The following is a 14,152-nucleotide window of genomic DNA, read 5'->3' as shown; positions in this document are numbered from 1 at the left end:
ATCATTTGCCTTCCTTGAACTTAAAAAAATGTCCGGACCTGATTTTTTTGGTATTCCTGACGGATACATATTTTTCAAAAATTTTTCATATGACAGGTTACCGGACCGAGAAACGCGATTACATTGCTTCCGGCAAGGATACTTCTTGACAGCCTCTGTTTCAAACTGTTATTTTCGTCTTTTTTTAGCACCACACACTACGATATCCTTATGGATTTCGCGTAGGTACTTCTTAATCATATCGTCGATGATTTTTTTCAAACAATCATTAACCCACCAAATTAAAAGGAGACAGACATCATGGTCAGAAAATCATTATGGCTGCTGGCGGCTGTTCTGACGTTCGCTCTGGTGTGCAGCAATGGCGCTTTTGCCGAAACAACTTATATCAATGGCATCGATGCAAATTTTCCGCCCTTTGCCTATGTGGACAAATCCGGTAATCCAAGTGGTTTCGATATCGATGCCATCAACTGGATCGCCGGGGAAATGGGTTTTACGGTAAAACATCAACCCATGGACTGGGACGGCATCATCCCGAACCTGGTAGCCAAAAAAATCGATTTCGTAGCCTCAGGCATGAGCATTACTCCGGAACGGGAAAAAATCGTCAACTTCAGCACTCCCTACTGGATTATCAAACAAGTTTTTGTCGCCAAAAAAGACTCGCCCAATACCGTTGATGACATTCTCAAGGCTGGAAAAACCCTCGGTGTTCAACGGGGCACCACCGAAGCCGAATGGCTGAAAGACAATTCGCCCAAAAACGGATGGAATTTTACGCTCCGGTATTACGATTCCGCACCCATGGCTGTAGAAGATGTCATTAATGGCCGAATCGATGCAGCCGCCATGGACGATGCGCCGGCCAAAGATGCGGTTTCAAAAAAACCGGCAAAAATACTGGGTACATTTGGCATGAACGATGAAAAATTCGGAATCGCGGTCCGAAAAGACGACACGCAGCTTCTCAACACCATGAATGAGGGTCTGAAAAAACTGATGGCTGATCCTTACTGGCAGGAACTGGTTAAGAAATACCTTGATAAATAGTTCGTTTTATGGCTGTTATAGTTTTTAAAATGATACCCAAAATGGAAGGCGCTGGGCAATCCGCCGCCTTCCATTTTTTTCTGTTATGCGCGTTCTGAAAGACGGATTGATTCCGAATTCATATGCTGGATAGTTTAGTTACCATAAAGGAAGCCCTGCCCTATTTGCTGCAGGGAGCTCTGGTCACCATCAGCGCCGTTGCAGGCGCAATGGGGCTTGGGCTTGTTCTGGGTATCACGATGGCGGTGGGCCAGGTATACGGAAACAGACTCATTCGCACCCTGGTCGGAGTCTATGTCTGGTTTTTCAGAGGGGTGCCGGTTCTGGTGCTCCTCTTTCTGTTTTATTTTGGACTGTTTTCACTTCTGGAGCTGAATCTGAGCGCCTTCTGGTCTGTAACCCTGGTGCTTGGCATGACAACCGGAGCCTATCAGTCCCAGATATTTCGAGGAGCGATCCAATCACTTCCCCAGGGACAGTTAAAGGCAGCCCGTGCCTTAGGCATGAGCGATGCAAAGTCTATCCGCTCCATTATTCTTCCCCAGGCGTTACGCCTCTCGATTCCGGGCTGGTCCAATGAATACTCCATCATTCTTAAAGATTCAGCACTTGCGTTTGTTCTGGGCACTTCCGAGATCATGGCCCGAACCCATTTTGTAGCATCACGGACCTATAAACATCTGGAACTGTATTTAACTGCCGGGGTTCTGTATTTTATCCTGACATGGCTTGGGGTTAAAGCCCTTTCAAAACTTGAACGAAAAGTCCGGATACCGGGCTATACTCATCAGGAATAGTTGTTACCAATGATAATGGAACCGATACCCATTCTGCAGGTGGAACAAGTTTCAAAAAATCTGGGAGGAAAAAAAATCCTCAAATCTGTTTCCCTGAACCTGAACAAGGGCGATCTCAAAGTACTGATCGGCCCTTCCGGCGGAGGCAAAAGCACCCTTCTTCAGTGCATCAATTATCTGATCCCCCCGGATTCGGGCCATATCGTGCTGGAAGGCCAAACGGTCAGCACCCACAACAAGCAGCAACTGTTCGAATTTCGGCAGCAGGTGGGAATGATTTTCCAGGATTTTAACCTGTTTGATCACCTGAACGCTCTGGACAATGTGACGATTGCCTTGCGAAAGGTCAAAAAAATGAATAAAACCGACGCAAAGCAACTGGCGATGATCGAACTGGAAAAAGTCGGGGTGGGCGACAAGGCCAATCTGTATCCGGCCCAGCTGTCCGGAGGTCAAAAGCAAAGAGTCTCGATTGCCAGAGCCCTGGCCATGGACCCGAAAGTCATGCTGCTCGATGAACCCACGTCTGCACTGGACCCTGAACTGATCGGAGAAGTTCTGGCAGTCATCCGCAACCTTTCTCAGGGCGGTATGACCATGCTGATGGCAACCCATCAGATCGGATTTATCAAATCCCTGGCCGATGAAATCGTATTCATGCAAGAAGGTGAAATCATTGAACGCGGACGTCCGAACGAACTGTTGTCCCCGGACTCAGGAACCCGGACCGCCGACTTCTGCTCAAAGCTCAACGACCTGAATGGGGAGGTCGTTTAACTGATGGATGTGGCTTTTTATACGAATCAATTGATACCGGCGCTGAACCGGGGCCTGGGGATGAGTCTGATGTTGATCATTCCATCGGCAACCGGGGGCCTGTTTTTCGGAATCATCATCGGCACCCTCCGGTCCATCGGACACCCCCTGGTCCGGAAATTAACCAACAGCTATGCGATCCTGTTCCGCGGCACCCCACTGGTGGTTCAACTTTTTGTACTGTACTTCGGTCTTCCCAATTTAGGAATTTATCTGAGCCCCTATGCGGCAGCTGTCATCGGTTTCATGCTTTGCAGCAGCGCTTATCATTCCGAATATATCCGCGGCGGACTTCTGTCCATCAAAAAAGGACAGCTTCTGGCCGCCCAGGCATTGGGATTCTCAACCGTAAAAACCATGGTGTACATCGTTATCCCGCAGGCAATCCGAAAAGCGCTTCCAGGATGCGGCAATGAAATCATCTATCTGATAAAATATTCATCGCTGGCCTATATCATCACCTGCATCGAACTGACCGGCGAAGGCAAAATCATCGCAACGAAATATTTCCGGTTTACGGAAGTCTTCCTTGTCATTGGACTGTATTATTTAATTCTTGTCACACTGACCACCTTCGGACTGAAAAAGCTCGAAAAAAAGCTCTATATCCCCGGATTTGGCCATCATCACTAATCAGGTGCTGCACATGTACGATTATTGTCCCCTTTCCCATGAAATTTTCCAGCGCATGATCCATGAACTCGGACCCGAATGCGTATTAATCGATACCAATTCCATAAATCCGTACGACAGGGATGCATCAGAACTCCGATACATGCCCGATGTGGTGGTGAAACCGCGAGCCGTCCACCAGATTCAAAAACTGATGGCGCTGGCCAATGAATACCGGTTTCCGGTCACGCCCAGAGGAGCCGGCACCGGACTGGCCGGAGGCTGTCTGGCCGTTCAAGGGGGTGTGGTGCTGTCTCTGGAACATATGAACCGGATTCGAAAAATTGACAGCGCCAATCTGGTAGCAGAAGTGGAACCCGGTGTCCTTACTCAGGACCTGAGAGATGCCGCCCGCAAAAAAGGTTTATTTTACCCCCCGGACCCCGCTGGTATGGACAAAAGCACCATCGGCGGAAATGCCGCAACCAACGCCGGAGGGCCGGCCTGTGCCAAATACGGCACCACAAAAGACTATGTTCTGGAACTGGAGGCCGTCCTTCCCAGCGGCAGGCGGATCCGAACCGGAGCCAAAACCCGCAAAGGGGTCGTCGGCTACGACATGACCCACCTGCTGGTCGGCTCGGAAGGCACGTTAGGAATCATTACCGGATTGACCCTGAAACTGATTCCACACCCCCCGGCGGTAACAGGGCTGACCGCCGCATTTTCTGATCTTGATACGGCAATGCGGGCGGTAATGGAAATCATGAATCACGGGCATCTGCCGTCGGCCATCGAGTTTCTGGATAAAAAATGCCTGAAGCTGGTGGGTGATCTGCTGCCATTTCAAGTGCCGGGAGATCAGGCCTCGCTGCTGATTATCGAAACCGACGGGGTCCGGGAGCCGATAGAACATGAAATTTCTCAAATCGGACAGATCTGCGAAAAAATCGGGGCCACCCATCTGATGCCGGCTCCTGAAGAAAAAGACCGGGAGCGTATCTGGGGGGTCAGAAGGCAGGTATCGCTCCGTATTCATGATCATTCGGCCCTGTATATCGCTGAAGACATTGTGGTTCCTATCGGCAGGATTGCCGATCTTGTCAACGCACTGCCCGAATTCGAACGCCGATACAATCTTTACATTTATGCCTTCGGCCATGCCGGTGACGGCAATATCCACTTGAATATTACGGCGGAAAACCGGGACCATATGGATCGGGTTGAAAAAGGCGTCAGGGCCATCCTGTCACTGGTGCTGGAGATGGACGGCACCATATCCGGAGAGCACGGCATCGGGGCAGGAAAAATGAATTATCTGCCAATGGAACTGGAACCGGAGAACATCCGGTTGCAGGTCGGCATCAAAAAGCTCTTTGACCCGAACCTGATCCTGAATCCGGGAAAATTATTCCGGATGGATAACGGTGAAACCGAGACAGGAACTGACGCATGAATACGACCAACGATACACCCGCTGTGACATCACCGGTGATCAGCCGCAGGGTAAGTCAAATTTCCATGTCCGCGACCAAGGAAATGCCCATCCTCGCAGCCAGGGTCGGGGGATGTGTGTCCCTGGGCCAGGGCATACCTTCTTTTTCCACGCCTGCCTATATTCTTGAGGCTGTCTGCAGGGCCTTGAAAGAAAATCCGGACATTGGCAAATATACGCTTCAGACCGGTCTGCCTGAACTTCGCCGCGCGGTATCCGATCACCTGAAAATAGAAAAACATATCGATACCGATCCCGAACATGAGGTACTGATTACCGTCGGAGCCATGGAAGCCCTTCTGGCGGCCATTCTGACCGTAGTTGATCGCGGTGACGAGGTGATACTGCCCTCCCCTGCCTATGCCTCCCATATCGAGCAGGTGCTTCTGGCCGAGGGAAAGCCCGTGTTTGCCCCCCTCCGAAAAGAAAACTGGGGACTGGATATCGATGTCATCAAACGTGCCGTAACACCCCGGACCCGGGCGCTGATCCTCTGCAATCCGGGAAACCCGACCGGCGCAGTCTTTTCCGATGAAGATGTCGTTGCCCTGTGCCGGCTGGCCGCCGAGAAAAATTTTGTCATCATTTCGGATGAAACCTATGACTATCTGACCTATGACGGCAATATTCCCCTGAGCCCGGCAAGCCTTGCCGAATATAAAGACCGGATCATCACCATTTCCTCATTTTCCAAGAAATACGCCCTGACGGGCTGGCGAATCGGATGGGTAACGGCATCCCGGCCCCTGATGAGTCAGATCATGAAAGTCCACGACTGCACCGCCATATGCGCGCCGACCCCGTCTCAGTACGCGGCGCTCGCCGCATTGTGCGGGCCTCAGGATTATGTGGAATATATGCAAAACGTATTGAAAGGCAGACGGGATCTGTGCTGCAGCCGGATCGATGCGCTCAACGGGGCATTTGACTATGTCCGCCCAGGCGGCGCCTTCTATATCATGGCCCGCTACTGCTTTACCGATGAATCCTCCCGGGATGTCGCCATAAGACTGGTCAATGAAGCCAGGGTTATCACCGTACCCGGCGCCTCTTTCGGCCCCGGCGGAGACGGCCATCTCCGACTTTCTTTCGGAAGCAGCGAAGATGTCATCAACGAGTCGTTTGACCGAATTGCAATCTGGCTGAAAAAAAAGAACCTTTAAGCCGGCGGAGAACCCGGATTCGCAAAAATTTCTCCACAGCCCCATAACCCTATCATTGACACGCCGTATTGTTCACCGTTACAATGCAATGGTAATCAGATATCTTCTGTCTATCCAGAACCAACCCGCATTCTTGGCTTTTCCCAAAAACTGATCCAGTTCAGGAGGATACGGCATGCCCGAAGAAAACGCTCTGGAAATATTAAAAAGCGCCCTGCTTCTGGAACGACGGGGGGGGTTGTTTTATCGTAAAGTGGCTCAAATTTCTGTCACACCCGCAGTTAAAGAGTTTTTTGAACTGCTGTCCACGGAAGAATTCAGCCATACACTCATTCTGAACCGGCAGTTTTCATTCTGGATGGAAAACCGCAGGTTTTCGTCAGATGAAAATACCATCAAAAAGCACTCAACACTGGCGTCTTCAATTCTAACCCAAAACGTCATGGATCAGATTGAATCAGCTGGATTTGAAGCGGCGGCAATTTCAGCCGCCATATCAATGGAAGCCCTCTCAGTCAGTCTTTATTCGCATCGGTCTTCGACGGCAACCGATCCGGAGGAAAAAACTCTGTATCAGTGGCTTTGGCAGTGGGAAAAAACCCATCTGGATTTTCTTTACTCCCTCAACCGGCAACTGACGGAAAAAATCTGGTTTGACAATCACTTCTGGCCGTTCTGAAAACCAAGATGCACCATCGGTCAGTTACTGGTGAATCCGGTGTTTTTACCAGGTACGCATATCCGATACTGAATCGGTATTCTGAAGAAGATCATCAATGATCGTGCGATAGTATAATTGCTCTTTTTTCAATCGCCTGGCTTCATATACGAAAGCACCAACAAGCATCGCAAGACAAAAGGCCGTGGCCACCATGTATCCCATAAATAGATCGTCTCCTTTCCGGACGGACACTGATTAACTGTAATGAATATGTATTCAACTTGATTACACAACGTGTAATGATAAATCTCTCTCAGGCCTGCCAGACCTGTTTGTATAACATTTAATCATGAATGAAGCAAAAAAGGTGCCATCGCCATATTAAATTCTAACATCTTGATATTTTTATAAATTTAATTTCAACTCGCATATCCATACGGATTTTGAGGGCAATATTTTCCGTCAGACCGGCAATTGAATCACCCCGATATAAATGGGCTATGGACTTCAACGAATAACTGAAAACCAATTAACGATCCAAGAGAGTAAAATCATGAACGATTTCTGGCTCTGTTTTGTCCCGATATTTATCGCTGTGGACCCGATCGGAGTGATTCCCATGTTTCTGGCTCTGACGGAAGGCATTCCAATTCACAAAGTTCACCGTATCATATGGCAATCCGTGCTGACCTCCGTAGCAGTTGCCATTGTCTTTCTTGCCATCGGTTCATCAGTCCTCAAAATTCTTGGTATACAGATCGCCGATTTCATGATCGCTGGCGGAATTTTACTTTTCTTCTTTTCCATGGGTGATCTGTATGCCTCTGAAAAAGCACAGAGAAAATTCGATCCGGACACACTGGGAGCGGTTCCCCTCGGGGTACCCTTAATCGCCGGGCCGGCGTTGCTTACAACATCCATTATTCTGATGAATGAGTACGGATTTATTTTTACCGCTGTTTCCATTATCCTGAATATCCTTCTGATCGGCGTCATATTCTGGTTTGCAGAATCTATCAACAAAATCCTGGGAGACGCGGGAGCCAAAATCCTGTCAAAGATCGCCAGCCTTCTGCTGGCCGCCATTGCGGTGATGATTGTCCGAAAAGGGATTTTCTATTTTATTCAAAGCGGTGTAGCCGCCGGTCTCCAATCCATCGACTTCAGACTTTGCTTTACGCGGCATGTCTGATATACTGCCGGGGTTCAACGACCTGGCCCCCCCGGGAAAAGGGGTGGGGGGCTCAATCAAATTTCATGCGTTTGGGGACAGGAAGACGGCGTGCAGATTATCAGTAACAAACAGTTTACGATGCCGATTCTGGCAACGGGCAAAGGCTGGCTGGTTGTGGACAAGCCATATGATATGAGTGTTCATAATGATCCCGGAAATGACCTGTGTTCCGTCATCGCTTCATATATCGGGCAGAACGAATCCTTGCAACGCCAGTTGGCCTATGATTGCGGATATGGCGTTCATGCTCCGCACCGCCTCGATAAACACACCAGCGGCGTAATACTGGTGGCCTGTCGATGTGATGTATTCCGGGATATTTCATTTCAATTTGAAGAACGTCGAACCCGAAAACGCTATATTGCGCTGTTACATGGAAACCTGGAACCCATTGGAGATGATACCACCGCGCGTGAATGGAAATGGCCGTTATCCCGGCAGGCCGGGGGCAGGCTCAATCCTCAGGGGGACGGCCTGATGCTGTCATGCGAAACCCGTTACCGGCTGCTGGCCTCCAGCCCCCATTACTGTCTTGCGGAATGCGTCCCGGTAACCGGCAGAAGCCATCAAATACGCCGCCATGCCAAACTGGCCGGCCACCCGGTTGTCGGAGACAGGCGCTATGGATCATCCAGAGCGATAGCCTTTCTGAAACAACACCTCGGATTTGACCGGCTGGCGCTCCATTCCATGGCAATCACATTCCAGCCGCCTGATACACGGCAGCCGGTCACGGTCATATCACCTCAGATACCCGAGCCGATGCAGGCACTTCTCAACGGGGACCGTTGAACTAACATTTTTGACATGGATGAATCATCCGAATATCATTGCGCCACCTGAAATTCGTCTTGATCAACCGTTGTGCCGAAATGACCGCCAGGTTACGCATAAAAAGATATCCGATATCATATTGTTTCCCGAACAGATCCTTGAGCTGTTTCTCATCAAGTTTCAAAGCACGGATATCATCGATAGCAATAACATAGGCGGATCTTCGTTTTTTTTCCAGAAATCCGATCTCGCCGAATATATCACCTGCTCGCAGGATCACCATCTGCTCTCTTTGAACACCCTGAGACAGCATCACATCGAGCTCAATACTGACCCGGCCTTTGCAAATCAGATATAAATCATAACTGATGCTTGACTCCTCGATGATGATTTCTTTGCTTTTGAACTCAAATTCCTGAGCACACCGGAGCACCCGGTTCAATTTATCATCATTAAAACCATTAAAAATATCAAGGCTTGAAAAATCTTCTCGGGTAATCATGACGGATATTTCCTGTCGTTTAAATAATGATTATGGCGAATACTGACTTCACAGAAAAAAATAATTTTACACCGTCAAGCCTTAAATATCAACGTTATCTTTCCCGTACGCCGCAGCGTTGTGTTGCTTGACGCATTGCATGAAATCAGCAGTTCAGAGGTCCTGATTCCATGTATTATGAACTGAGGCCAGGCGTTCTGAATTCCGAATTTCATGCTTTATCCAATCTGCTATTTGTGTTATTTTGTTAAATAATTCTTTAAAACCATATTAAATGGGCTACCTTGATTCTCCTGTTTTTGTTAACAGGGTGTAACGTTGACAATCAACAACCTTATGCTGTCAGACCTTCAGACGGGGTGCCATGGATTTCAAATGGCTTGAAAACGGAATTGATATTTCAAACCGGATTCGGCCGCTTTCAAAATCCTCACGGGTATCGGCCATTTCCGTTCGACCTGAACCGGACAAAAACCCATCATCAAAGCAGTCGATATCACCCGTGCAATCCTATCAAACCCGATATGACAGGATCCCGGAACGAAAGCCGGCGATTACAGCAAATCAGATCATGTCTTCTCCTGTCGTTACGCTGACCGCGGAGACGAGTCTGGATAGCGCATGGCAGCTCATATGCGACCGCCGGTTCCGCCACCTGCCGGTTGTTGACAGACAAGACAAGCTTATCGGGATCATCTCCGATCGTGATATACTCAGGCAAACCGCGCAAATCTGCAGGCATCAGGCATACGGATCGGATCATCGGGATCCGGTTCACATAACCATTCAAACCATCATGAAATCGCAGGTACTGACCGCAGGGCCTCAAACGGAAATTCGCAAAATCGCCAGAATTTTATTTGAAGAACGAATCGGTTCCATGCCGATTATCAACGCCCATGACAGCCTGGCTGGCATTATCACTCGCAGCGATATCCTTCGAACGTTGATCTGCCAGGCGCCTATCGAACTCTGGATCTGAAATTAACAGTCAAGAGTCGTGAGTCTTCGGTCGTGAGTCGGGAGTCGAGAGTCTTCGGTCGTGAGTCTCCAGTCGTGAGTCTCCAGTCGTGAGTCTCCAGTCGTGAGTCTCCAGTCGGGAGTCTCCAGTCGGGAGTCTCCAGTCGGGAGTCTCCAGTCGGGAGTCTTCAGTCATGAGTCGGAAAGCCTTTAACCCTTCAACCCTCAGCCATTAGCCATTAGCCATCAACCCTTAACCCTTAACCCTTAACCCTTAACCAAGGAGATCTGCCATGAAAAAGATGATGTGGGAAAAACAAATGAATGATGCATTGAAAAAAGCCAAATCCGAGTTCAAACCGATTCTGCTGGATTTTTTCAATCCGGACTGAATCGGATGTCAACAGATGGATACGGTTACGTATCCCGAGTCTTCGGTTATTTCTTTTATCAGCGATCACATGATACCCCTTCGCGTAAGGTATGATGCGCAGCCGACAGCTGGTGATTTTAACGTCAAATGGACGCCGACGATCGTCACGCTCGATTATGACGGGAAAGAACATCATCGAACCGTGGGGTTTCTTAAAGCGGATGAATTTATGGCCTCCATGCTGCTGGGGATTGCCAAAATAGATTTTGACCACGATCAATTCAATGGGGCCCTTGAAAATCTGAAAAATCTTCTATCAGATTTCCCGTCCACCCGGTCAGCCCCTGAAGGCATATACCTTCAGGGAGTAACCCTGTATAAACAATCCAATGACGCTGGGTTTCTCAAAAAAGCCTACGAGCAGTTAACGGATGAATTTCCTAACGATGAATGGACCCAACGCGCATATCCCTATCGACTTTTGTAACCCAGAAAACTTTATCAGCTCATACAATCTCTTATGACTTAAACCCTAAAACTGGCGACGCATGACTCTCAAAAGAAAGGTATGCTATGACAACAACTCGTAAATTCAAACCCATTATTTTTTGTGTCATAATGATCTTTGCTGTTCACTTATCCCCGGCGTACGGCGGGGTGGGCAGCTTTTTTGACAGCATCAAAAAGCAGGTCATCGGAACCCGGGCGCTTCCGGAAAGTGATATCATTAACGGTTTGAAGGAAGCACTCAGCCTTGGCACCTCCAACGCGGTCAGCACAGTTTCGCAGGCTGATGGTTTTTTTAAAAATCCCGACATCAAAATTCCCCTGCCGGATACGATCAATAGCATATCGCCTCTCATCAAAAGCGCCGGCTTCGGTTCATATATTGACGAGTTTGAACTGAGTATGAACCGTGCGGCCGAAGAAGCGGCTCCTGAAGCGGGTGCATTATTTATGGACGCCATACAGAAAATGACATTTACAGATGCAAAAAAGATTTTGGACGGCCCGGATACAGCCGCTACCGATTATTTTAAGGACAAAACCTCTGAACCGCTGGCCAAAATCTTCAAACCCATCATAAACAAGTCCATGTCGGCGACAGGAGCCACACGCGCCTATCAGGATCTGAATTCCAAAATACAAACCATACCCTTTGCCGAATCCCAGGTCCTCGATATTGACCAGTATGCCACGGACCGGGCCATCGACGGTCTCTTTCACATGATATCTTTAGAAGAGCAGAAAATTCGTCTCGATCCGGCCGCCCGAACGACCGACCTGCTAAAAAAAGTATTTAATAAATAGTGAGTGATACCGGATGTATGCTGATTTTTAAAACATTTCAATGGGTTGCAAGAGCAGCTGTATCTCGTGGCAGATACCATCAGAAACAATTTACTTTTCTTGAATATCAATCACTTTTTTCTACTTGTCTTTATTTAAAATCCAACTTATGATATTTTTTTGAAATTAATCACGCCGATACATAATAAAGACTTGCTCAGGCAAACAAAGCCGTCAACCCGTCCGTTTGAATATATTTGCATAACCTGTTGTTTTATAAACACAAAGGAATGTTGATGAAATCTCATTTAACAAAAGAACAACTGGAACAGCAAATCAGTGAATTAACCAGCTCCATAGAAACAATACGCAGAAGTGAATACAGATACCAGAAACTGGTTCAGGATACCACCAGTATCATCATAGAATCTGATCCGGATAGAACCATCACCCTGGTCAATCATTCGGCCCAGGAGGTTCTGGGATATTCGGAAGATAAAATCCTCGGGAAAAAGCTGTCTGAGATCATCCCCCGGTTACCGGATTATACGGAATTAACCGGTATGGACATTGACCATTCTGACAGATTCATCACGAATGAAAACAAATTTATACGAAAAGATGGAAAAACTTACTGGATCGAATTAAAGCATAAGGCGGTTCGAAACGATGAGGGAACCATTACCGGTTTTCTCACAGTCGGCAATGATATCACCCAGCGCAGACAGGCGCAGGATCGGCTTAACGTATCTGAAAAATGGCTCTCCGACATCATCAATTTTTTGCCGGACGCCACGTTTGTCATCGACAATACGGGCAAAGTGGTCATCTGGAACAATGCCATGAAAAAAATGACCGGGGTTAATGCCGAAGATATTCTGGGTAAGGGAAATTACGAGTACAGCCTGCCCTTTTACGGTAAAAGAAGACCGATTCTGATCGATCAGATTTTTAAATCCGATCCGAATCTGAAAATGGCCTATCCCATCAACCAAAAAAAAGATCATACGATCATAGCCGAAACCCCGGTGTCGTTATCAAACGGCAGGTCCCTGTATTTATGGGGAATGGCAGGTCCAATATACGATGATCAGGGCAATATTGTCGGTGCCATCGAATCGCTTCGCGATATGACCAGCCAGCGCGAGACGGAATTCGCCATACGCGACAGCGAACAAAGATACCGCAGTCTGGTGGATACCATGACCGACGGTTTGATCGTGCGGGATAAAACCGGGTTAATTACCTTTGTCAATGACCGATTGTGTCAAATATGGGGAGCGTCCCGAGATGACATCATCAATAATTTAATGTCCAACTTTCTGGATGATGAAAACCGCCCCATTTTTATGGATCAAATGGCCAAACGGGAACAGGGAATTTATGAGCCTTACGAAATTACCTGGACCCGGCCGGATGGTCAAAAAGTAGCCACCATTTTATCACCGACATCGCTATTTGATCACGAGGGGAACTTTACAGGCAGTTTTGCCATTGTCACCGATATCTCGAAGCGCAAACTGGCTGAACAGGCGCTGGCAAAACAGGCTTTGGAACTGGCACGGTCCAATGCCGAACTGGAACAGTTCGCCTATGTTGCCTCTCACGATCTGCAGGAACCGCTTCGTAAAATCCAGGCGTTTGGTGAACGTCTCAAGACTAAATGCGGTGACAACCTCAGTGACCAGGGGCTGGATTATCTGATCCGTATTCAGAACGCCTCCAAACGGATGCAGAATTTAATTATTGATCTGCTGAATTTTTCCAGAGTTTCAACTCGTGCCCTTCCCTATACCCCGGTCAATTTAAATCAAACACTGACCCAAACGTTAACCAATCTGGCAATCCTGATAGAAGAGACCCACGGACGAGTTGAAGCAGGCGATCTGCCTGAAATTGAAGCCGATCGGACGCAGATGGGCCAACTACTGCAGAACCTGATCGGAAACGGGTTGAAGTTTCACAGGGAGGGGGTTCCACCGGTGGTTAAGATCAGCGGACAGATCATATCCGATCGGGAGGAGAAAATTTCCGAAAAATTTTTCGCAGGAAAAGTCTGTCAACTTTGTATCGAAGATAATGGCATCGGATTTGATGAAAAATATGCCGATCGGATTTTCGGGGTGTTTCAGCGACTCCACAGTCGTGATATGTTCAAGGGAACCGGCATCGGACTGTCCATCTGTAAAAAAATAGTGGACCGCCACAGCGGGAGCATAAAAGCAAAAAGCGTGCCCGGGAAAGGTTCGACGTTTATCGTCACATTGCCGGTCAAACAGGTTACCACGCAGTTTTGAGTACTACGACAGTCGGCGGTCATATGTCCTCTGGCCCCTGATTATTTTATTCTCACACAAAGTCGCAAAAAAAATTGGCTGCCTCCACCAGATGAGACCTGTCGCTAAGGATGAGGCAGTCAACT

15 protein-coding genes are annotated in these 14,152 nt (G+C 48.1%); 13 read left to right on the top strand and 2 right to left on the bottom strand.

Going from position 1 to position 14,152, the window contains the following annotated elements:
- Positions 1-300: 300 nt before the first annotated feature.
- The 7 genes from PHQ97_04465 to PHQ97_04435 all read left to right on the top strand — a co-directional run bounded on the left by PHQ97_04465 (position 301) and on the right by PHQ97_04435 (position 6,615).
- A complete protein-coding gene (locus PHQ97_04465; protein ID MDD4391989.1) occupies positions 301-1,053 on the top strand; it encodes an ABC transporter substrate-binding protein in 753 nt (250 codons plus the stop codon).
- A 122-nt stretch (positions 1,054-1,175) separates the two neighbouring features.
- Complete coding sequence (locus PHQ97_04460; GenBank protein ID MDD4391988.1) at positions 1,176-1,850, top strand: amino acid ABC transporter permease; 675 nt, start codon at positions 1,176-1,178, stop codon at positions 1,848-1,850.
- 9 nt (positions 1,851-1,859) lie between these two features.
- Positions 1,860-2,627: an amino acid ABC transporter ATP-binding protein gene (locus PHQ97_04455; protein ID MDD4391987.1), complete on the top strand. Its 768-nt coding sequence runs from the start codon at positions 1,860-1,862 to the stop codon at positions 2,625-2,627.
- Between the two features lie 3 nt (positions 2,628-2,630).
- Positions 2,631-3,299 (top strand): amino acid ABC transporter permease, encoded by a 669-nt coding sequence (locus tag PHQ97_04450; protein MDD4391986.1) that lies wholly within the window; start codon positions 2,631-2,633, stop codon positions 3,297-3,299.
- Positions 3,300-3,312: 13 nt separating this feature from the next.
- Positions 3,313-4,734: an FAD-linked oxidase C-terminal domain-containing protein gene (locus tag PHQ97_04445; protein ID MDD4391985.1), complete on the top strand. Its 1,422-nt coding sequence runs from the start codon at positions 3,313-3,315 to the stop codon at positions 4,732-4,734.
- On the top strand, positions 4,731-5,936 hold the full coding sequence (locus PHQ97_04440; protein ID MDD4391984.1) for a pyridoxal phosphate-dependent aminotransferase: 1,206 nt from the start codon (positions 4,731-4,733) through the stop codon (positions 5,934-5,936). Before PHQ97_04445 ends, PHQ97_04440 begins: the two co-directional genes overlap by 4 nt.
- A gap of 175 nt (positions 5,937-6,111) precedes the next feature.
- Positions 6,112-6,615 (top strand): ferritin family protein, encoded by a 504-nt coding sequence (locus PHQ97_04435; protein MDD4391983.1) that lies wholly within the window; start codon positions 6,112-6,114, stop codon positions 6,613-6,615.
- Between the two features lie 45 nt (positions 6,616-6,660).
- Here the strand turns inward: PHQ97_04435 and PHQ97_04430 are convergent, their stop codons facing one another.
- Complete coding sequence (locus PHQ97_04430) at positions 6,661-6,819, bottom strand: hypothetical protein (GenBank protein MDD4391982.1); 159 nt, start codon at positions 6,817-6,819, stop codon at positions 6,661-6,663.
- 331 nt (positions 6,820-7,150) lie between these two features.
- Here PHQ97_04430 and PHQ97_04425 point away from each other — a divergent pair, with 331 nt between their 5' ends.
- Both PHQ97_04425 and PHQ97_04420 read left to right on the top strand, forming a co-directional pair.
- Positions 7,151-7,789: a MarC family protein gene (locus PHQ97_04425; GenBank protein MDD4391981.1), complete on the top strand. Its 639-nt coding sequence runs from the start codon at positions 7,151-7,153 to the stop codon at positions 7,787-7,789.
- Positions 7,790-7,879: 90 nt separating this feature from the next.
- Positions 7,880-8,623, top strand: coding sequence for an RluA family pseudouridine synthase (locus PHQ97_04420; protein ID MDD4391980.1), 744 nt, complete (start codon positions 7,880-7,882; stop codon positions 8,621-8,623).
- Between the two features lies 1 nt (position 8,624).
- Here the strand turns inward: PHQ97_04420 and PHQ97_04415 are convergent, their stop codons facing one another.
- Positions 8,625-9,107, bottom strand: a complete 483-nt coding sequence (locus tag PHQ97_04415; GenBank protein ID MDD4391979.1) for a cyclic nucleotide-binding domain-containing protein — start codon at positions 9,105-9,107, stop codon at positions 8,625-8,627.
- Positions 9,108-9,471: 364 nt separating this feature from the next.
- Here PHQ97_04415 and PHQ97_04410 point away from each other — a divergent pair, with 364 nt between their 5' ends.
- The 4 genes from PHQ97_04410 to PHQ97_04395 all read left to right on the top strand — a co-directional run bounded on the left by PHQ97_04410 (position 9,472) and on the right by PHQ97_04395 (position 14,027).
- On the top strand, positions 9,472-10,089 hold the full coding sequence (locus tag PHQ97_04410) for a CBS domain-containing protein (GenBank protein MDD4391978.1): 618 nt from the start codon (positions 9,472-9,474) through the stop codon (positions 10,087-10,089).
- 385 nt (positions 10,090-10,474) lie between these two features.
- On the top strand, positions 10,475-10,927 hold the full coding sequence (locus tag PHQ97_04405; GenBank protein MDD4391977.1) for a hypothetical protein: 453 nt from the start codon (positions 10,475-10,477) through the stop codon (positions 10,925-10,927).
- 86 nt (positions 10,928-11,013) lie between these two features.
- A complete protein-coding gene (locus PHQ97_04400) occupies positions 11,014-11,751 on the top strand; it encodes a DUF4197 domain-containing protein (GenBank protein ID MDD4391976.1) in 738 nt (245 codons plus the stop codon).
- A 275-nt stretch (positions 11,752-12,026) separates the two neighbouring features.
- Complete coding sequence (locus PHQ97_04395) at positions 12,027-14,027, top strand: PAS domain S-box protein (protein MDD4391975.1); 2,001 nt, start codon at positions 12,027-12,029, stop codon at positions 14,025-14,027.
- The last annotated feature ends 125 nt before the right edge of the window (positions 14,028-14,152 follow it).

The sequence above is a fragment of the Desulfobacterales bacterium genome (genome assembly GCA_028704555.1).
In the GTDB taxonomy this organism is placed as follows: domain Bacteria; phylum Desulfobacterota; class Desulfobacteria; order Desulfobacterales; family JAQWFD01; genus JAQWFD01.
Note: the sequence above shows the minus strand (reverse complement) of the source record. Positions and strands in the feature narration are given on the sequence as shown.

What these genes read in the sequence shown, in the direction of transcription:
- PHQ97_04465 (MDD4391989.1), top strand. Translation starts at nt 301, where the DNA reads ATGGTCAGAAAATCATTATGGCTGCTGGCGGCTGTTCTGACGTTCGCT.
- PHQ97_04460 (MDD4391988.1), top strand. Translation starts at nt 1,176, where the DNA reads ATGCTGGATAGTTTAGTTACCATAAAGGAAGCCCTGCCCTATTTGCTG.
- PHQ97_04455 (MDD4391987.1), top strand. Translation starts at nt 1,860, where the DNA reads ATGATAATGGAACCGATACCCATTCTGCAGGTGGAACAAGTTTCAAAA.
- PHQ97_04450 (MDD4391986.1), top strand. Translation starts at nt 2,631, where the DNA reads ATGGATGTGGCTTTTTATACGAATCAATTGATACCGGCGCTGAACCGG.
- PHQ97_04445 (MDD4391985.1), top strand. Translation starts at nt 3,313, where the DNA reads ATGTACGATTATTGTCCCCTTTCCCATGAAATTTTCCAGCGCATGATC.
- PHQ97_04440 (MDD4391984.1), top strand. Translation starts at nt 4,731, where the DNA reads ATGAATACGACCAACGATACACCCGCTGTGACATCACCGGTGATCAGC.
- PHQ97_04435 (MDD4391983.1), top strand. Translation starts at nt 6,112, where the DNA reads ATGCCCGAAGAAAACGCTCTGGAAATATTAAAAAGCGCCCTGCTTCTG.
- PHQ97_04430 (MDD4391982.1), bottom strand. Translation starts at nt 6,819, where the DNA reads ATGGGATACATGGTGGCCACGGCCTTTTGTCTTGCGATGCTTGTTGGT.
- PHQ97_04425 (MDD4391981.1), top strand. Translation starts at nt 7,151, where the DNA reads ATGAACGATTTCTGGCTCTGTTTTGTCCCGATATTTATCGCTGTGGAC.
- PHQ97_04415 (MDD4391979.1), bottom strand. Translation starts at nt 9,107, where the DNA reads ATGATTACCCGAGAAGATTTTTCAAGCCTTGATATTTTTAATGGTTTT.
- PHQ97_04410 (MDD4391978.1), top strand. Translation starts at nt 9,472, where the DNA reads ATGGATTTCAAATGGCTTGAAAACGGAATTGATATTTCAAACCGGATT.
- PHQ97_04405 (MDD4391977.1), top strand. Translation starts at nt 10,475, where the DNA reads ATGGATACGGTTACGTATCCCGAGTCTTCGGTTATTTCTTTTATCAGC.
- PHQ97_04400 (MDD4391976.1), top strand. Translation starts at nt 11,014, where the DNA reads ATGACAACAACTCGTAAATTCAAACCCATTATTTTTTGTGTCATAATG.
- PHQ97_04395 (MDD4391975.1), top strand. Translation starts at nt 12,027, where the DNA reads ATGAAATCTCATTTAACAAAAGAACAACTGGAACAGCAAATCAGTGAA.